21 protein-coding genes are annotated in these 16173 nt (G+C 65.4%); 11 read left to right on the top strand and 10 right to left on the bottom strand.

Annotated elements, in window-relative coordinates:
- Positions 1 to 24: 24 nt before the first annotated feature.
- From flgN to flgA, 3 genes are all read right to left on the bottom strand, one after another.
- Positions 25 to 453: a flagellar export chaperone FlgN gene (gene flgN, locus AC5QPF_RS30800; RefSeq protein WP_494961336.1), complete on the bottom strand. Its 429-nt coding sequence runs from the start codon at positions 451 to 453 to the stop codon at positions 25 to 27.
- Between the two features lie 39 nt (positions 454 to 492).
- Positions 493 to 789 carry a flagellar biosynthesis anti-sigma factor FlgM gene (gene flgM, locus AC5QPF_RS30795; RefSeq protein ID WP_494961335.1) on the bottom strand — a complete coding sequence of 99 codons (297 nt, stop codon included), beginning with the start codon at positions 787 to 789 and terminating at the stop codon, positions 493 to 495.
- Positions 790 to 878: 89 nt separating this feature from the next.
- A complete protein-coding gene (flgA, locus tag AC5QPF_RS30790; protein WP_494961334.1) occupies positions 879 to 1556 on the bottom strand; it encodes a flagellar basal body P-ring formation chaperone FlgA in 678 nt (225 codons plus the stop codon).
- Between the two features lie 159 nt (positions 1557 to 1715).
- Between flgA and flgB the strand changes: the two genes are divergently transcribed.
- The 11 genes from flgB to flgL all read left to right on the top strand — a co-directional run bounded on the left by flgB (position 1716) and on the right by flgL (position 11567).
- Positions 1716 to 2126 carry a flagellar basal body rod protein FlgB gene (flgB, locus tag AC5QPF_RS30785; protein WP_494961333.1) on the top strand — a complete coding sequence of 137 codons (411 nt, stop codon included), beginning with the start codon at positions 1716 to 1718 and terminating at the stop codon, positions 2124 to 2126.
- 16 nt (positions 2127 to 2142) lie between these two features.
- A complete protein-coding gene (flgC, locus tag AC5QPF_RS30780; RefSeq protein ID WP_494961332.1) occupies positions 2143 to 2550 on the top strand; it encodes a flagellar basal body rod protein FlgC in 408 nt (135 codons plus the stop codon).
- A gap of 3 nt (positions 2551 to 2553) precedes the next feature.
- On the top strand, positions 2554 to 3231 hold the full coding sequence (locus AC5QPF_RS30775) for a flagellar hook capping FlgD N-terminal domain-containing protein (RefSeq protein ID WP_494961331.1): 678 nt from the start codon (positions 2554 to 2556) through the stop codon (positions 3229 to 3231).
- Positions 3232 to 3263: 32 nt separating this feature from the next.
- Entirely contained in the window at positions 3264 to 4412 is a 1149-nt protein-coding gene (flgE, locus tag AC5QPF_RS30770) for a flagellar hook protein FlgE (RefSeq protein WP_494961330.1), read from the top strand.
- Between the two features lie 4 nt (positions 4413 to 4416).
- A complete protein-coding gene (locus tag AC5QPF_RS30765) occupies positions 4417 to 5172 on the top strand; it encodes a flagellar basal body rod protein FlgF (protein WP_494961329.1) in 756 nt (251 codons plus the stop codon).
- Between the two features lie 29 nt (positions 5173 to 5201).
- Complete coding sequence (gene flgG, locus AC5QPF_RS30760) at positions 5202 to 5984, top strand: flagellar basal-body rod protein FlgG (RefSeq protein ID WP_494961328.1); 783 nt, start codon at positions 5202 to 5204, stop codon at positions 5982 to 5984.
- Positions 5981 to 6643 (top strand): flagellar basal body L-ring protein FlgH, encoded by a 663-nt coding sequence (locus AC5QPF_RS30755; protein WP_494961327.1) that lies wholly within the window; start codon positions 5981 to 5983, stop codon positions 6641 to 6643. The genes flgG and AC5QPF_RS30755 overlap by 4 nt, the downstream gene beginning before the upstream one ends.
- 10 nt (positions 6644 to 6653) lie before the next feature.
- The gene (locus tag AC5QPF_RS30750; RefSeq protein WP_494961326.1) at positions 6654 to 7766 is read left to right on the top strand and encodes a flagellar basal body P-ring protein FlgI; all 1113 of its coding nucleotides are present in this window, start codon (positions 6654 to 6656) and stop codon (positions 7764 to 7766) included.
- Complete coding sequence (flgJ, locus tag AC5QPF_RS30745; protein WP_494961325.1) at positions 7766 to 8638, top strand: flagellar assembly peptidoglycan hydrolase FlgJ; 873 nt, start codon at positions 7766 to 7768, stop codon at positions 8636 to 8638. Before AC5QPF_RS30750 ends, flgJ begins: the two co-directional genes overlap by 1 nt.
- A 110-nt stretch (positions 8639 to 8748) precedes the next feature.
- Positions 8749 to 10353, top strand: coding sequence for a flagellar hook-associated protein FlgK (gene flgK / locus AC5QPF_RS30740; protein WP_494961324.1), 1605 nt, complete (start codon positions 8749 to 8751; stop codon positions 10351 to 10353).
- 17 nt (positions 10354 to 10370) lie between these two features.
- On the top strand, positions 10371 to 11567 hold the full coding sequence (flgL, locus tag AC5QPF_RS30735) for a flagellar hook-associated protein FlgL (protein ID WP_494961323.1): 1197 nt from the start codon (positions 10371 to 10373) through the stop codon (positions 11565 to 11567).
- Between the two features lie 103 nt (positions 11568 to 11670).
- Here the strand turns inward: flgL and ycaC are convergent, their stop codons facing one another.
- The 7 genes from ycaC to fliM all read right to left on the bottom strand — a co-directional run bounded on the left by ycaC (position 11671) and on the right by fliM (position 16171).
- Positions 11671 to 12297, bottom strand: a complete 627-nt coding sequence (gene ycaC / locus AC5QPF_RS30730; protein WP_494961322.1) for an isochorismate family cysteine hydrolase YcaC — start codon at positions 12295 to 12297, stop codon at positions 11671 to 11673.
- A gap of 123 nt (positions 12298 to 12420) precedes the next feature.
- Positions 12421 to 13209 (bottom strand): flagellar biosynthetic protein FliR, encoded by a 789-nt coding sequence (gene fliR, locus AC5QPF_RS30725; protein WP_494961321.1) that lies wholly within the window; start codon positions 13207 to 13209, stop codon positions 12421 to 12423.
- Between the two features lie 7 nt (positions 13210 to 13216).
- Positions 13217 to 13468 carry a flagellar biosynthesis protein FliQ gene (gene fliQ, locus AC5QPF_RS30720; protein WP_494961320.1) on the bottom strand — a complete coding sequence of 84 codons (252 nt, stop codon included), beginning with the start codon at positions 13466 to 13468 and terminating at the stop codon, positions 13217 to 13219.
- Positions 13469 to 13496: 28 nt separating this feature from the next.
- Complete coding sequence (gene fliP / locus AC5QPF_RS30715; RefSeq protein ID WP_494961319.1) at positions 13497 to 14240, bottom strand: flagellar type III secretion system pore protein FliP; 744 nt, start codon at positions 14238 to 14240, stop codon at positions 13497 to 13499.
- Positions 14237 to 14632, bottom strand: a complete 396-nt coding sequence (gene fliO, locus AC5QPF_RS30710; protein WP_494961318.1) for a flagellar biosynthetic protein FliO — start codon at positions 14630 to 14632, stop codon at positions 14237 to 14239. Before fliO ends, fliP begins: the two co-directional genes overlap by 4 nt.
- A complete protein-coding gene (gene fliN, locus AC5QPF_RS30705) occupies positions 14629 to 15099 on the bottom strand; it encodes a flagellar motor switch protein FliN (RefSeq protein ID WP_494961317.1) in 471 nt (156 codons plus the stop codon). The genes fliO and fliN overlap by 4 nt, the downstream gene beginning before the upstream one ends.
- Positions 15092 to 16171 (bottom strand): flagellar motor switch protein FliM, encoded by a 1080-nt coding sequence (gene fliM / locus AC5QPF_RS30700; RefSeq protein ID WP_494961316.1) that lies wholly within the window; start codon positions 16169 to 16171, stop codon positions 15092 to 15094. Before fliM ends, fliN begins: the two co-directional genes overlap by 8 nt.
- Positions 16172 to 16173: the final 2 nt, after the last annotated feature.

The following is a 16173-nucleotide window of genomic DNA, read 5'->3' as shown; positions in this document are numbered from 1 at the left end:
CGCGGACGGTGTGGGAGCGGCACGTCAGAGGCTCGGCAACGGCCGCCCATTCGGCCCATACAACCGATCCGCCGTGACCCGATCGAGAAAATCCAGGATCTGTTGATTGCCCTTCAACCGCTGGCTAACCGCCTCGCCATTGTTCCGGTTCAACGCCCGCGCGCGCAGCGCCGAGCGCCGCAAACGCTGCCAGGTCGCCAGGCAATCCGCCGCCCGCGCCGCGCGCAACGCGCCTTCACGTCCCGGCCCGTAACCCAGCTTCAACTGCGCGCCGATGCGCATCGCCTCCAGCTGTTCCAGGCGCAACAGCGCCGCCTGTTTGCCGGCCACCAGCTCGCGCAGGCGCTCGGCGTCGACCCGCGCCTGGGCCAGGGTCAGGCGCTCCTGTTCCAGCAACTGCAACAACTGCTCGACCACCTGGTGCTGCAGATCCAAATGCCTGTCCAGACTCATGAACACTCCATTCTCAACACGAACCGACCGCGCCAGCGTTCACGTCGGCGCGCTATTCAACATTTCCCGGGCATCGGCCACCAGGCCGTCGTAGATAGCCTCGGCATCCACCTGGAAGTTGCCACCGGCAATGGCCTGGCGCAGCGCGGCGACCTTTTCCAGGTCGACCGCTGCCGAGGCGTCGGTGTCACCAAGGTTGCTGACCTGGGACAGTTGCACGGCGTCGTCCTGGCTCATGTCCAGGTCCTCGGGCAGCGCGCGCGCGGTGCCGGTGCCGGGCAGCTCGCTGTCGGCGGGGGGAAGGGGCGAAGTGATCGGCGTATTGGTGATGTTCACGGTAGGACGCTTCGTTGGCTGTGATGAACCCCACTATCGGCACTGGCAAGGGCTACCTTTGGCCGCTGGCGGGGTTTCGACGAAAAAAATCAGTGACGCAGCAGCAATTCGTTCTTGCCGACCACCTGGGCCTCGAACATCCGTCCGTCATTGCCGACGAAACGTACGCTGCTGCCCAGGTTGCCGTTGTCCAGCGCCTTGCCTTCGCGGCTGAGGCTGAAACCGTTGCCCTGCGCCCGCAGCGACACCCGGCCATTGCGCTCCACCAGCCAGCGCTCGCGCACGCCCTTGAGCGTGATCACCGCGCCGGGGGCGATGGCTCGCGCGGTCTGACGCCCGACCAGTTGTTCGACACCCGGCGCGCTGTCCTTGGGCAGGTCTTCCAGGGCCCCGCGCTGGCGCACCAGCATGTCGGCGGCGATCACTTCGCCGGCGTCGATACGGCGAGCACTGACCACATAGTTGCCTTGCGCACCGGCCCGCACTTGCAGGTAGCCCAGCACGCTGTCGTCCGTGCCGCAGTTCACGCCCACCGCCACCCGCCCGACCGGCAGCCGGCGCGGATGCACCAGCCAGGGCCGAGGGTCGCCGCAGTCAAGAATTCGCGCCGCTGGCTGGCCGATGTCCAGCGTGGTCAGGCGACTGCCGGCGGGCAAGGCCTGCTCCAGCAAGTGGCGCACCCGCGCTTGCAGGTCGTCGGCCGCAGCCAGGGCTGGCAGCACGCAGAGCAGCAGGCACAAGGCATGACGGGGAATTGATCCGGGCACCACACAGCGCCTCCGGCAGGGATTCTGGCGGAGCATTCTAGGCAGCCGGGCGAACGGGCAAAGCTCGAATTGCTCGGCAAATCGTCGCCTGTTCCTGACTTTGCCCTGTGACCGCGACCACTAACCTGCTGGCCGTCATAGACCCACGGGCCCGCGGACATGATCGACAAACTCGACAACGAACTGCGCTTCCAGCAGGACGCCATGAGCCTGCGCGCCGAACGCCAGCAGGTGCTGGCCAACAACATCGCCAACGCCGACACGCCGCAGTTCCGCGCGCGGGATTTCGATTTCGCCGCCGAACTCGAAAGCTCGCTGAGCGCGGACAAGAGCCTGCGCGGCATGACCCTGGCCACCACGTCGGAACACCACCTGCGCGCCTCAAGCGGGGCCGGCTCGACCCGCGAGTTGCTGTACCGCGTGCCCGACCAGCCCAGCCTCGACGGCAACACCGTGGACATGGACCGCGAACGCGCCCAGTTCGCCGACAACAGCGTCCGCTACCAGGCCAGCCTGACCTTCCTGACCAACCGCCTGCAATCGCTGAAGACCGCGATGCAGGCCGAATAATCCCGGGGATTAACGCATGTCCATGTTCAGCATCTTCGATATCGCCGGCTCTGCGCTCAGCGCCCAGTCCGAGCGGATGAACGTGACCGCCAGCAACCTGGCCAACGCCGACACCACCAGCGGCCCCGACAGCGAGGCCTACCGCGCGCGCCAGGTGGTGTTCGAGAGCCAGTACCAGGGCGGTAGCGACATCGGTGGCGTGCGGGTCAGCAAGGTGGTCACCGACGACTCGCCGATGCGCCAGGAATACCGTCCCGGCGACCCGCTGGCGGATGACTCGGGCTACGTGACCATGCCCAACGTCGAGCCGGTGGGCGAGATGGTCAACATGATCTCGGCGTCACGCTCATACCAGGCCAACGTCGAGGTCATGGCGACCAGCAAGGAACTGATGATCAAGACCCTGACTCTGGGCGAGGCATAAGACATGACCAGCACCATCGCAAGCTCGGTCCTCGCGACCATGAACAGCAGCAGCGACACCAGCGAAAGCTCCAGCTCCAGCGCGGCGGCCCTGCAGGACGAATTCCTCACCCTGCTGACCACCCAACTGCAGAACCAGGACCCCACCGATCCGCTGGACAACAGCGAGATGGTCACCCAGCTGGCGCAGATCAGCACCATCAGCAGCATCGAGAACGTGACCACCACCCTCGAAGGCATCTCCAGCCAGATCAGCGCCGCCGAGACCCTGCAGGCCTCGGCGCTGGTGGGCAACGGCGTGCTGATCGAGGGCAACAGCATCCAGGTTGCCGACGGCACCGCCACCACCTTCGGCGTGACCCTGGCCAGTGATGCCGACGACGTCAGCGTGACCATCAAGAACAGCAGCGGCGCCGTGGTCGCCACCCTCGATGTGGGCGACATGAGTGCCGGCACCCAGTCGCTGAGCTGGGACGGCACCCTCGACGATGGCAGCACGGCCGCCGACGGCAGCTACACGTTCAGCGTCGCCGCCAGCAGCGACGGCAGCGCGGTGACCGCCACGGCATTGAAGTACGCCCTGGTCACTGGCGTGACCACCGACAGCAGCAACCAGGTCGCCCTCGACCTCGGCGGGGTCAACGACAACGTCGGCCTCAGCGATATCAAGCTGGTGCTCTGAACCCTGCGCCCCACCCGTCAAGGAGAACAACCATGGGCTTTTCCCAAGCGCTGAGCGGCCTGACCGCGGCATCCACCGATCTGAACGTAGTCAGCAACAACATCTCCAACTCGCAGACCGTCGGCTTCAAGAGCTCGACCGTGCAGTTCGCCGACGTCTACGCCGATGCCGACGTGGGCCTGGGCACCATGGTGTCGGGGGTGGTGCAGAACTTCGGCTCGGGCAGCCTGACCACCACGGATAACAGCCTCGATCTTGCGATCAACGGCGAAGGCTTCTTCACCTTTACCGATGGCACCCAGACCGTCTACTCGCGCAACGGCCAGCTGACCCTGACCACCGAGGGCTACCTGGTGAACGCCTCGGGCGACAAGCTGCTGGGCACCAACGGCGTGATCCAGATCCCCACCAGCGGCATGCCGGCCAGCGCCAGCACGGAGCTGGATGCCTCGCTGAACCTGGATTCGAGCGAAGACATCATCACCGACACCTTCGATGCCACCGATGCCTCGACCTACTCATACTCGACCACGGCGACGATCTACGATTCCCTGGGCAACAGCCACACCTCGACGCTGTACTTCACCAAGTCGGCGCAGAACACCTGGGACGTGCACACCGCCATCGACGGCAACGTGCTCAGCGAAACCCAGACGGTGACCTTCAGCTCCAGCGGCCTGATCACCAGCGGCGAGAGCGCCACCTACACCTACGACCCGGCCAATGGCGCCGCGCAGATGTCCATCGAGCTGGACCTGACCGGCTCCACCCAGTTCGGCAACGACTTCTCGATCACCAGCATCGACCAGAACGGCTACACCTCCGGCAGCCTGGTGAGCTTCAGCATCGACGACACCGGCACCGTGGTCGCCACCTATTCCAACGACCAGACCCAGGACATCGCGCAGATCCAGCTGGCCACCTTCGCCAACGAGAACGGCCTGAAGTCCAACGGCAACAACACCTGGCTGGCCACCAGCTCGTCCGGGCAGGCGTTGCTGGGCGTGGCTGGCAGCGGTTCGCTGGGCTCGATCCTCAGCGGCACCACCGAGGATTCCAACGTCGACCTCACCGCCGAGCTGGTCAACCTGATCGTCGCCCAGCGCAATTTCCAGGCGAATGCCAAGTCGGTGACCGCGCAGAGCGAAGTGCTCCAGCAAGCCGTGAACATCGGTAACTGATGCCATGGACCGGATGCTCTTCACCGCCATGAGCGGGGCCAACCAGGCACTGGAACAGCAGGCGGTGGTGGCCAACAACCTGGCCAATGTCGTCACACCCGGCTTTCGTGCGCAACTGGTGCGCATGGAAGCCGCGCCGGTGGCCGGCGAGGGTCTGCCGACGCGAGTCTCGGTCAATGCCCAGGGCGCCGGTGTGGACTGGAGCGAGGGGCCGATCACCCAGACCGGACGCAACCTCGACGTGGCCCTGGGCACCGACACGCTGCTTGCAGTGCAGGGCAGCGACGGCCAGGAGGCCTATACCCGGCGCGGGGACCTGCAGGTCGACAGCGAAGGCGCGGTGACCGTGGCCGGCCTGCCGGTGATCGCTGACGGCGGCCCGCTCAGCGTGCCGCTGGGCAGTGAAGTGAGCATCGGCAGCGACGGCACCATCAGCGTCCGTGAGCTGGGCATGGAGCCGCGCGGCTTGAGTCCGGTGGGCAAGCTGAAGCTGGTCGCGGCCGCGCCGGGCGAGCTGGAGGCTGGCGCCGACGGTCTGTTCCGCCAGCCTGCCGACGCCAATGGCAACCGCGGCACGCTGGCCGCCGACGACAGCCTGCGCCTCGCCCCCGGCGCGCTGGAAGGCAGCAACGTCAGCCCCACCAGCGCCATGGTGGCGATGATCGACAACGCCCGCCGCTACGAGATGCAGATGAAGGCCATCAGCACCGCCGACGAAAACGCCAAGAGCGCCAACGCCCTGCTGTCCCTGCAGGGCTGAGCCGGCGCCGAACCAACAGGAACCTCTCGATGATCAGATCGCTGTGGACGGCCAAGACCGGCCTCGAAGCGCAGCAGGACCAGCTCGACGTGATCGCCAACAACCTGGCCAACGTCAGCACCAACGGCTTCAAGCGCTCGCGGGCGGTGTTCGAGGACCTCGTCTACCAGAATGTGCGCCAGCCGGGCGCGCAGAGCAGTACCGACACCCATTTGCCGTCCGGCCTGCAGGTCGGTACCGGGGTGCGCCAGGTGGCCACCGAGCGCCTGCACACCCAGGGCAATCTGGAGCAGACCAGCAGCTCCAAGGACCTGGCGATAAACGGCCTGGGCTTCTTCGAAGTGGACATGCCCGACGGCTCCACCGCCTACACCCGCGACGGCAGTTTCCAGCTCGACGCCAACGGCGAGATGGTCAGCTCCAACGGCTACAAGCTCACCGCCGGCATCACCATTCCGGCCAATGCCACCTCGATCACCATCAGCTCCGACGGCATCGTCTCGGTGACCCAGCCGGGCAGTTCCACCTCGACCCAGGTCGGTCAGCTCAACCTGGCGCTGTTCATCAACAACGCCGGTTTGCAGAGCATCGGCCAGAACCTTTACCTGGAAACCGACGCTTCCGGTGCCCCGACTGAGACCACGCCTGGCCTGAACGGCGGCGGCAGCCTGAGCCAGGGCTATGTCGAGACCTCCAACGTCAATGTGGTGGAAGAGATGGTCGGTATGATCCAGACCCAGCGCGCCTACGAAATCAACAGCAAGTCGGTGGAGACCTCGGACGAGATGCTCCAGCGCCTGTCTCAGCTATGAGACTGCATTCGCTGTCACTGCTGTTCATGGCCGGGTTGCTGGCGGGCTGCGCGCAACTGGCCCGCGAACCGGTGGTGGCCGACGAGTCCATGTACGTGCCGTCGCCGCCGCCGCGTCTGGCCAACGGCTCGATCTATCAGGGCCGGCGCGGCTCGCAACCGCTGTTCGAGGACCGCCGCCCGCGCATGGTCGGCGATACCCTGACCGTGGAGCTCAACGAGCAGGTCAGCGCCAGTAAGACCTCGTCGTCCAACGCCGACCGCAGCGGTAGCCTGGGGCTGTCCTTCGCCACCAAGTCCAGTCGCGCGCCTCAGGTCGGCAACTACGGCCTCAACGCGTCCACCGACAACGAATTCGCCGGCAGCGGCGGCTCGCGTGCCAACAACTCGTTCACCGGCACCATTTCGGTGACGGTCATGGAAGTGCTGCCCAACGGCAACCTGCGGGTGCGCGGCGACAAGCAGATCGCGATCAACCAGGGCACCGAGTTCATCCGCTTCTCCGGGGTGGTCAACCCGCGCACCATCACCGGCGAGAACACCGTGCTCTCGACCCAGGTTTCCCTGGCCCGCATCGAATACGTCGGCGAGGGCTATATCAACGAAGCGCAACGGATGGGCTGGCTGCACCGCGTGCTGCTCAACCTGTCGCCTTTCTAGCGAGTGAATCATGGCCCAGTCCCCGTTCTTCCGCGTCCTGCTCGGTGCCTGTGCATTGCTGCTGGGCCCGCTGGCCCAGGCCGAGCAGATCCGCGATATCGCCGACTTCGCCGGGATCCGCAGCAACGACCTGGTGGGCTACGGCCTGGTGGTCGGGCTCGACGGCACCGGCGACCAGACCACCCAGAGCCCGTTCACCGAGCAGGGCCTGACCAACATGCTTTCGCAACTCGGCGTGACCCTGCCGGCCAACGCCAACATGCAGATGCGTAATATCGCTGCGGTGATCGTCACCGCCGACCTGCCGCCGCTGACCCGGCCGGGGCAGCATATCGACATCGTCGTCTCCTCCATTGGCAACGCCCGCAGCCTGCGCGGCGGCACCTTGCTGATGACGCCGCTGAAGGGCGCCGATGGCGACGTCTACGCCATGGCCCAGGGCAACCTGCTGGTGGGCGGTGCGGGAGCGGCGGCCAATGGCAGCAGCGTGCAGATCAACCAGCTGGCGGGTGGGCGCATCCCCCGCGGGGCGGTGGTGGAGCACACGGTGCCGCTGGCGCTGGGGGCCGAGCACGGCCTGCTTGAATTGCAGTTGCGCGAGCCGGATCCGGCCACGGCGCAGCGCGTGGTGTTCGCTATCAACACGGCAATGCGCAATACCGTGGCTTCGGCGGTGGACGGCGGGCTGGTGCAGATCCAGGGGCCGCTGTCGGCCAACGAGCGGGTCAACTTCATGGCCCATATCGACAGCCTGGAAGTGTTGCCGATGCAGGCGCGACCCAAGGTCATCCTCGATTCACGCACCGGCTCGGTGGTGCTCAATGGCTCGGTGAAGCTGTTCCGCGCCGCCGTGGCCCATGGCGACCTGTCGGTGACCATCGACACCACCAATACCGTCAGCCAGCCAGGCGCTTTCAGTGGCGGGCAGACCGCCGTGACCTCCAACAGCAGCATCACCATCGAGACCCAGGCCCGCGCCCTGCACGTGGTGGAAGGCAGCGCCGACCTGATGGCGGTGGTCAAGGGTCTTAACGCTCTCGGCGCCACGCCCCAGGACCTGATGGTGATCCTCCAGGCGCTCAAGGCTGCCGGCTCGCTGCGTGCCGAACTGGAGATCATCTGATGAGCGTGGCCGACGGCGCGGCGGGTTTCGCCCTTGATGTGCAGGGCTTGCAGCGCCTGCGCAGCCAGGCCGGGCGGGATGGCGAGGCGGGGTTGAAGGAGGCGGCGCGGCAGTTCGAGGCGTTGTTCTTGCAGAGCATGCTCAAGAGCATGCGCGCGGCGATTCCCAAGTCGGAGCTGTCCAGCGACTCGCAGACCGAGCTCTACACCGAGTTGCTAGACCAGCAGTGGGCGCAGGCCCTGGCGACCCGTGGCATGGGGCTGGCCGAGCACCTGACCAAGGGCCTGGGCGGGCAGGTGCATTCCGCGCCGGTTGCCGAGTCTCCGTTCGCCAGCCTGTCGCGGCAGAGTCCGGCCTTCGAGTCGTGGAAGCGCCATGTGGTGAGTGCCGAGGACAGTGACCGCGCTGCCCATGTCGAGGACTTCGTCAATCGCCTGGCCGGCCCTGCGCGGCGTGCCGAGCGCAGCAGTGGGGTGCCGGCCGAGCTGATCCTGGCCCAGGCTGCTCTGGAAACCGATTGGGGCCGGCGACGCATCACCACCGCCAGCGGCGCGGACAGCCACAACCTGTTTGGCATCAAGGCGGGTGGGCGTTGGCAGGGAGAGAGCACGCGGGTGATGACGACCGAATATGTGGGGGATGAGGCGCAGAAGCAGGAAGAGAGTTTCCGGGTGTACCCCAGCCTGGACGCTGCCTTCGACGATTACGCCCGGCTGATCCGCAGTCGCCCCGGCTATGCCGCTGCGCGTACCGCGGCGGACAGCGCCCAGGCGGCGCTGGCCTTGCAGCAGGGCGGGTATGCCACGGATCCGCGTTATGCCGACAAGCTGATCGCGGTGATGGCCACCATCGGCCCGTTGTCCGCGCCCTGACTGATTTCGCCTGCTCCTACAGAGCAACTCCATGCTTTTTTCTGCAACAGGGGTCAAGACGCCCTCCCGCCAGGCCGATGTTGAGCACCATGCAGCCCAGGAGCTAACCGATGAGCATCGTTTCCATTGGCGTCAGTGGCCTCAGCGCGGCGCAGATCGCCCTGACCACCAGCAGCAACAACACCACCAACGCCTACACCGACGGCTACAGCCGCCAGGTGGCGACCTTCAGCGAGTCGGCGTCGGGCAGCGGGGTGACCATCTCCAGCGTCGCCCGCCAGTACAACCAGTTCGTCACCACCCAGCTCAACGTGTCCATCAGCGCGCAAAGTGCGCTGTCCACCCAGCAGACCCAGGTCGACCAGATCGACAGCCTGCTGGCGGACAGCGATGCCAGCCTCGACACCCTGATGCAGAGCTTCTTCTCGGCGATCCAGACCCTCACCTCCGACGCCAGCGATACCGCGGCGCGGGAAGAAGTAGTGGGCGCCGCGCAGACCCTGGCCAGCCAGTTCAACCAGTTGGGCAGCTACCTGTCGGCGATGGGCGACGACGTCAACAGCCAGATCGACGACCAGGTCAGCCAGATCAACGACCTGAGCTCGCAGATCGCCACGCTGAACCAGCAGATCAGCCTGTCCTCGGCCCTGGGCGGTACCTCCAACGACCTGCTCGACCAGCGCGACCGCCTGGTGAGCCAGCTAAGCGAGCTGGTGGACGTGGACGTCAAGGTGCAGAGCAATGGCAGCTACACCGTTTCCCTGGGCAACGGCATGGCCCTTGTCTCCGGCAACGACAGCTTCGAGCTGAGCACCAGTGCGTCCGCCAGTGATGCCAGCCAGGTTTCGATCAGCTACGTGGATGCCGCCGGCAACAGCGTGGCCCTGAGCGACAGCACCTTCGAGGGCGGCTCACTGGGCGGCCTGCTGGCGTTCCGCAACACTACCCTGACCCAGGTGCAGAACCAGCTGGGGCTGATCGCGGTGTCGCTGACCCAGTCCTTCAACAGCCTGCAGTCGCAAGGCATCGACCTCAACGGTGATACCGGCACGGACTTCTTCTCGGTGGCCGACCCGGTGGTCTACGGCAATACCGGCAACACCGGCGATGCCACGTTCAGCGCCACCTTCAGCGACGATGTCAGCGCCCTGAGCAGCAGCGACTACACCGTCAGCTACTCGTCCAGCGGCGGCTTCACCGTCACCCGCAACGATACCGGCGCCAGCGTCGACGCCAGCTACGACAACGGCACCCTCAGCTTCGCCGGCATGGAGCTGACCCTCAGCGGCACGGCGCAGGATGGCGACAGCTTCCTGGTCCAGCCCACGCGCAATGCCGCCAGCAGCTTCACCAGCCTGGTCAGCGACGGCGACAAGATCGCCGCCGGCACCTCCAGCGGCAGTGGCGACAACAGCAACGCGCTGGCGATGCTGGCCTTGCAGAGCAGCGATATCGTCAGCGGTGGCAGCACCCTGAGCGAGTCCTATGCCTCGCTGGTGAGCACGGTGGGCAGTACCGCCACCCGGGTCGCCGCGCAACTGGAAACGCGCTCGGCGCTGACCGAGCAACTGACCACCCTGCAGCAATCGGAGTCGGGGGTGAACCTCGACGAGGAAGCGGCCAACCTGATCGTCTACCAGCAGTACTACCAGGCCTGCGCCAAGATCGTCGAAGTCGGCGTGACCATCCTCGACACCCTGCTCGATATCAACTGATCCCGGGAGAGTCCGCCATGCGCCTGAGCAGTGCGACCATCTACAACCAGAACCTCACGTCCATGCTGAACCAGCAGAGCGAGTACCAGGCCGCAGCGCTGGAAGTGTCCAGCGGGACCCGGGTGAGCAAGCCGTCCGATGACTCTCTGGCGGCGTCGCAGGCGGTGAACGTGCGTCAGTCGATCGCGGCCAATCAACAGTACGCCGATTCGCGGGCCAGCATCACCACGGCGTTGTCCCAGGAAGAAAGCACCCTGGACAGCGTCAACGACGCGATCACCAGCGCCATGACCCTGGTGGTGCAGGCGGGCAACGGCACCTTGAGCGACGCCGACCGCGAGTCCATCGCCACCTCGTTGCAGGGCATCTATGACACCTTGGTGACCCTGGCCAACAGCACCGACAGCAATGGCAACTACCTGTTTGCCGGGTACCAGACGCAAAGCCCGGCCTTCGCCGTGAACGATGCCGGTGAGCTGGTCTACCAGGGCGACGGCAACGTGCCGACCCAGCAGGTCAGTTCTACCCAGACCATGGCCAGTGGCGACAACGGGGCGAGCATCTTTCTCTCGGTGAACAGCACGGCGGGGTTCATTGCGCAGGCGGGGGACAATAGCGGGACGCTGACTTTCGACGGGCCGGATATCGACGATACCAGTGATGCCGACTACGGCAGCGGCTTTACCCTGACCTTCAGCAGCGCCGCCGACGGCACGCTGCAATACAGCATCGACGGGCAGGATCCGGTGGCCTACACCGATGGCGGGACGCTGGAGGTCAATGGCCTGAGCCTGACCCTCAGCGGCACCCCGGCCGATGGTGACACGCTGACGGTGAGCAAGGCCGCGGACGCCGATCCCGATGTGTTCGCCACCTTGCGCACGCTGATCTCGGCGTTGCAGTCGCCGGTTGAGGACGCCTCGGACCAGGCGGCGCTGAGCAACACGCTGTCCACGGCGAGCCGGCAGTTGAGCAATGCCCAGGACAATGTGCTGACGGTGATTACCTCGGTAGGGGCGCGGTTGAGTCAGGTGGAGGTGCTGGACACCATCGGTGATGACCTGGCGCTGAGCTATACCGAGCGTCTGTCGGGGCTGGTGGATGCCGACTACACCGAGTCGATTTCCCGCTATGTGACCTTGCAGGTGGCGATGCAGGCTTCTCAGCAGACCTTTGCCAGTGTTCAGCAGCTGTCGTTGTTCGAATACATCTGAAGAGGTGTTGCCTGTCAGGGCCTCATCGCTGGCTTGCCAGCGATAGGGCCCTGGAAAACAAAGAAGCCCGCTCTGACCGAGCGGGCTTCTTTCATTCAGCGAATCACTTGGCAGTGAATGCCGAGTAGCTGTTCATCAGGTTGCGGTAGTTGGGAATCCGCTGCGACAGCAGGTTGCCCAGGCCTTCGATATCGTTGCGCCAGTCGCGGTGCAGCTCACAGGCCACCGAGAACCAGTTCATCATCTGTGCGCCGGCCTGGGTCATGCGGTTCCACGCGGCCTGTTGCACGGTGGTGTTGAAGGTGCCGGAAGCGTCGGTCACCACGAACACCTCGAAGCCTTCGGCCAGCGCCGACAGGGTCGGGAAGGCTACGCAGACGTCAGTCACCACACCGGCGATGATCAACTGCTTGCGGCCAGTCGCCTTGATCGCCTTGACGAAGTCTTCGTTGTCCCAGGCATTGATCTGGCCAGGACGCGGGATGTACGGCGCGTCCGGGAACATCTCCTTCAGCTCTGGAACCAGCGGCCCGTTCGGGCCTTGCTCGAAGCTGGTGGTGAGGATGGTCGGCAGTTCGAAGAATTTCGCCAGGTCGGCCAGCGCCAGCACGTTGTTCTTGAACTCGTTCGGCGAGAAGTCCTGCACCAGGGAAATCAGGCCGGTCTGGTGGTCGACCAGGAGGACTACGGCGTCGTCTTTGTTCAGGCGGTTGTAGGTGGCGTTGGTCATGGTGGAAATCCTTTTGTTCGAGAGAGTGTTGGGTTGTTGTCGCTAAGTGAGGCCAGATTAAGGAGTTCTCGAAAAAGGATAAATCGGCTGAAAACGGTATGACTGTCTCAATCCAGTTGACAGTCAGCTCCGGCCCATATGCAGGATCAACACCTCCATGAACTCCAGCGCCCGATACAACACCCCCGCCAGGAACTGTCCCAGGTCCCCCACCAGCACCGTCAGCAGCAACATCCCCACGAACAGCGTCGCCGGAAAACCTACGGAAAACACCGTCAACTGCGGCGCCACCCGGTTGAGAATGCCCATGGCCAGGTTGATGATCAGCAGCGCCCCCACCATTGGCAGCGCCAGCAGCAAGCCTGTGGAAAAGATCACCCCGCCATGCCGGGCCAGGGCATTCCACGCCTGGGCATCGAAGCCGAACTGACCAATCGGCAGACGCACGAAGGTCGAGGCCAGCAGCTCCAGTACCATCAGGTGCCCGTCCAGTGCGAGGAACATCAGGATCGTCACCAGCCCGAGAAACCGCGACAGTACCTGGCTGTTGGTATTGCTCTCGGCGGAGAAGAACGAGGCGAAGGCCAGGCCCATCTGCATGCCGCAAATCTCCCCGGCCATCTCCACCACCGCCAGGGTGATGCGCATGACCATGCCCAGAGCCAGGCCGACCAGCACCTGCTCGACGATCACGCCGAAGCCGGCCCAGGAGAACAGGGCGATCTGCGGCATCGGCGGCAGGTTGGGGGCAAGCAGGACGGCAAGGATCAGCGCCAGGCCGATCTTCACCTGGCTGGAGATGGACTTGTGCCCGAAGATCGGGTCACTCATGAGGAAGGCCAGCAACCGGCAGAACGGCCAGAAGAACGCGCTTACCCAGAGCTGCAACTGCTCCCAGCCGACCTCGATCAATGCCGGGTCAGCCGATCAGCGACGGCAAGCTGGTGAACAGCGCACGGGTGTAGTCCACCAGCATCTCCATGAGCATCGGCCCGGCCAGGATCAGCACCAGGCACACCGCGACCACCTTGGGAATGAACGACAGGGTCGATTCGTTGATCTGCGTCGCGGCCTGGAACAGGCTCACCAGCAGGCCCACGCAGAGGGTCACCAGCAGCAGCGGGGCGGCCATCGTCATGCTCATGCGCATGCCCTTGTATGCCAGGTCCATCACCATTTCCGGGGTCATCGCAGTGGCCTCATACGGGGTAGAAACTCTGCGCCAGCGAGCCGAGCAACAGTTGCCAGCCATCCACCAGCACGAACAGCATCAGCTTGAACGGCAGGGAAATGGTCGAGGGCGGCACCATCATCATCCCCAGGGCCATGAGCACGCTGGCCACCAGCAGGTCGATGATGAGGAACGGGATGAAGATGGTGAACCCGGCCTGGAACGCGGTTTTCAGTTCGCTGGTGACGAAGGCCGGCAGCAGCACGCGCATGGGCACGTCTTCCGGCCCCTTGAGGTCGGCGAGGCGGGCCAGGCGGGCGTACAGGGCCAGGTCGTTCTGCCGGGTCTGGGCCAGCATGAAGGTGCGGAATGGCTGGCTGGCCTGGTCGAGGAATGGCTCGACGCCGATCTCGTCCCGGGAAAACGGCAGCCAGGCTTTCTGGTAGGCCTGTTCCAGGGTCGGTGACATGACGAAGAACGTGAGGAAAAGGGCCAGCCCCAGCAGTACTTGGTTAGGCGGTGCGCTAGGGGTGCCGATGGCCGTGCGCAGCAGGCCCAGGACGATGATGATGCGGGTGAAACCGGTCATCATCAGCAGCACCGCCGGCAGGAAGGCCATGGCGCTGAGCAGCATCAGGGTCTGCAGGCTCAGCGACCATTTCTCGCCGCCGGCCTCGCCGGTGAAACCGGACAGCCCCTGCAGCGCAGGCGCGGCTTCGGCGCTCGGCGCGAGTATCAGCAGCAACGCCAGAATGGTCAGGCGCCGGCTCATGCCGGGTGCTCCGGATCGCGCACGCCGCCACGCTTGAGGGCGTCGGCCAGGCGCAGGGCGAAGCCGCGCGAAACCGGTTCGCCGGGTGCGTCATCAGTGGTCGGTGGTGGCTCCAGCTCGGACAGGCAGGCGACCTGTTGCGCGGTCACGCCCAGTACCAGCCAGCGTCCGCGCACCTCGACCACCACTACCTTCTCGCGCTGGCCCATGCGTGCGCTGCCGATCACTTTCACCACCGAGCCGGCGGCGGAAGGCCGCACGCCCAGGCGCGAGACCAGCCAGCCGCACAGCAGGATGCAGGCGGCGACCATGCCCAGGGCCAGGGCGGTCTTGCCCAGCACGGTCAGGCCGACCAGGTCGTCGGCGGGGACGCCGATGGCGGAGGCGCTCATCGGTTGAGCTTCTGCACACGCTCGGACGGCGTGATGATCTCGGTGATGCGGATGCCGTAGCGGTCATCCACCACCACCACTTCGCCCTGGGCCACCAGGTAGCTGTTGATCAGGATGTCCATGGGCTCGCCGGCCAGGCCGTCGAGGGCCAGCACCGAGCCTTGGGCCAGTTCCAGCAGTTGCTTGATGGTGATGCGCGTGCGCCCCAGCTCGACGCTGAGTTTCACCGGGATGTCCATGATCATTTCCAGCTCCCGCGGCGAGGCGTTCGGCTGGACATTGCCCAAGGGCTTGAAGACTGCAGCTTCGGCCGTGCTGGCGGGCGCTGCGGGTGCGGGTGACGCGGCCTCCTGCTCGGCCAGGGCCATGGCCCAGGGATCGTCGTCCGCGCTGGCGCCGGCCTGTTCGGCGAGGGCGTCGGCCCAGTCGTCGTCTTCGCGGGGTTCGGGAAGGGTCGGGTCACTCATCATCGGATTCCTTGGCTATGGGCAGGTGGCCCTTGACGAAGCGGCTGGAGGAAGCGGGCTTGCCGATGGAGTGATCGATCAGCTCCTTCACCAGCAGGGCGCGGGCGCCGTTGTAGCTGCCGTATTCGCAGGTCATCACCGGGACGCCGTCGACCCGCACCTTGACGCTGTCGGGCAGCTCGATCGGCAGGACATCGCCCACCTTCAGCGCCATGACCTCGCCCAGGCGCGACTCGACCTCGACGAAATCGGCGACCAGGTCGACCTGGGACTGGGTGATCTCGCTGGCCATGCGCCGGTTCCACTGGCGCTCTTCCTCGGGATTGACGTCGGTGAGCGGGCCGTTGAGCAACTGGCGCATCGGCTCGATCATCAGGTAGGGAATGACGATGTTGAAATCGCTGGAGAGGTTGCCCACCTCCAGGTGGAAGGTGGCATTGACCACGATTTCATTGGGCGAGCCGGTGATGTTGGCGAACTTGGCCTGCATCTCCGAGCGCAGGTATTCGATTTCCAGCGGGTATACCGACTTCCAGGCATCGCGGTAGGCGTCCACGGTCAGGCCGAGCAGGCGGCGGATGATGCGCATCTCGGTGTGGGTGAACTCGCGACCTTCGGACTTGGTGACGAAGCGCCCGTCGCCGCCAAACAGGTTGTCCACCACCATGAACACCACGCTCGGCGGGAACACCACCAGGGCGGTGCCGCGCAGCGGTTTCATCGCCAGCAGGTTGATGTTGGTCGGCACCGGCAGGCGCAGGGAGAACTCGCTGAAGCTTTGGTAGCCGATGCCCTTCACGGTGATGTCGACGTTGCGCCGGATCAGGTTGAACAGGCTCATGCGGAAGTAGCGGGCGAAGCGGCCGTTGATGATGTCGAGGGCGTGCAGGCGTTCCTGGATCACCCGGTGCTGGGTGGCCGGATCGTAGGGGCGGATGCGCTCGCGCTCGTCGGGGCCATCGCCGCCCTCGAAGTCCAGGCCGTCGTCGGGGAAGTGGCTGGTATCGAGGTCGTCGCTGCCGCGCAGCAGCATGTCGATTTCTTCTTGCGAGAGCACGTCGTTGGTGGACATGG

The sequence above is a fragment of the Pseudomonas sp. Con_6 genome (genome assembly GCF_059379395.1).
This window is presented reverse-complemented; position numbering and strand designations above follow the sequence as displayed.

What these genes read in the sequence shown, in the direction of transcription:
- flgN (WP_494961336.1), bottom strand. Translation starts at nt 453, where the DNA reads ATGAGTCTGGACAGGCATTTGGATCTGCAGCACCAGGTGGTCGAGCAG.
- flgB (WP_494961333.1), top strand. Translation starts at nt 1,716, where the DNA reads ATGATCGACAAACTCGACAACGAACTGCGCTTCCAGCAGGACGCCATG.
- flgC (WP_494961332.1), top strand. Translation starts at nt 2,143, where the DNA reads ATGTCCATGTTCAGCATCTTCGATATCGCCGGCTCTGCGCTCAGCGCC.
- AC5QPF_RS30775 (WP_494961331.1), top strand. Translation starts at nt 2,554, where the DNA reads ATGACCAGCACCATCGCAAGCTCGGTCCTCGCGACCATGAACAGCAGC.
- flgE (WP_494961330.1), top strand. Translation starts at nt 3,264, where the DNA reads ATGGGCTTTTCCCAAGCGCTGAGCGGCCTGACCGCGGCATCCACCGAT.
- AC5QPF_RS30765 (WP_494961329.1), top strand. Translation starts at nt 4,417, where the DNA reads ATGGACCGGATGCTCTTCACCGCCATGAGCGGGGCCAACCAGGCACTG.
- flgG (WP_494961328.1), top strand. Translation starts at nt 5,202, where the DNA reads ATGATCAGATCGCTGTGGACGGCCAAGACCGGCCTCGAAGCGCAGCAG.
- AC5QPF_RS30755 (WP_494961327.1), top strand. Translation starts at nt 5,981, where the DNA reads ATGAGACTGCATTCGCTGTCACTGCTGTTCATGGCCGGGTTGCTGGCG.
- AC5QPF_RS30750 (WP_494961326.1), top strand. Translation starts at nt 6,654, where the DNA reads ATGGCCCAGTCCCCGTTCTTCCGCGTCCTGCTCGGTGCCTGTGCATTG.
- flgJ (WP_494961325.1), top strand. Translation starts at nt 7,766, where the DNA reads ATGAGCGTGGCCGACGGCGCGGCGGGTTTCGCCCTTGATGTGCAGGGC.
- flgK (WP_494961324.1), top strand. Translation starts at nt 8,749, where the DNA reads ATGAGCATCGTTTCCATTGGCGTCAGTGGCCTCAGCGCGGCGCAGATC.
- flgL (WP_494961323.1), top strand. Translation starts at nt 10,371, where the DNA reads ATGCGCCTGAGCAGTGCGACCATCTACAACCAGAACCTCACGTCCATG.
- ycaC (WP_494961322.1), bottom strand. Translation starts at nt 12,297, where the DNA reads ATGACCAACGCCACCTACAACCGCCTGAACAAAGACGACGCCGTAGTC.
- fliQ (WP_494961320.1), bottom strand. Translation starts at nt 13,468, where the DNA reads ATGGACCTGGCATACAAGGGCATGCGCATGAGCATGACGATGGCCGCC.
- fliP (WP_494961319.1), bottom strand. Translation starts at nt 14,240, where the DNA reads ATGAGCCGGCGCCTGACCATTCTGGCGTTGCTGCTGATACTCGCGCCG.
- fliO (WP_494961318.1), bottom strand. Translation starts at nt 14,632, where the DNA reads ATGAGCGCCTCCGCCATCGGCGTCCCCGCCGACGACCTGGTCGGCCTG.
- fliN (WP_494961317.1), bottom strand. Translation starts at nt 15,099, where the DNA reads ATGAGTGACCCGACCCTTCCCGAACCCCGCGAAGACGACGACTGGGCC.
- fliM (WP_494961316.1), bottom strand. Translation starts at nt 16,171, where the DNA reads ATGTCCACCAACGACGTGCTCTCGCAAGAAGAAATCGACATGCTGCTG.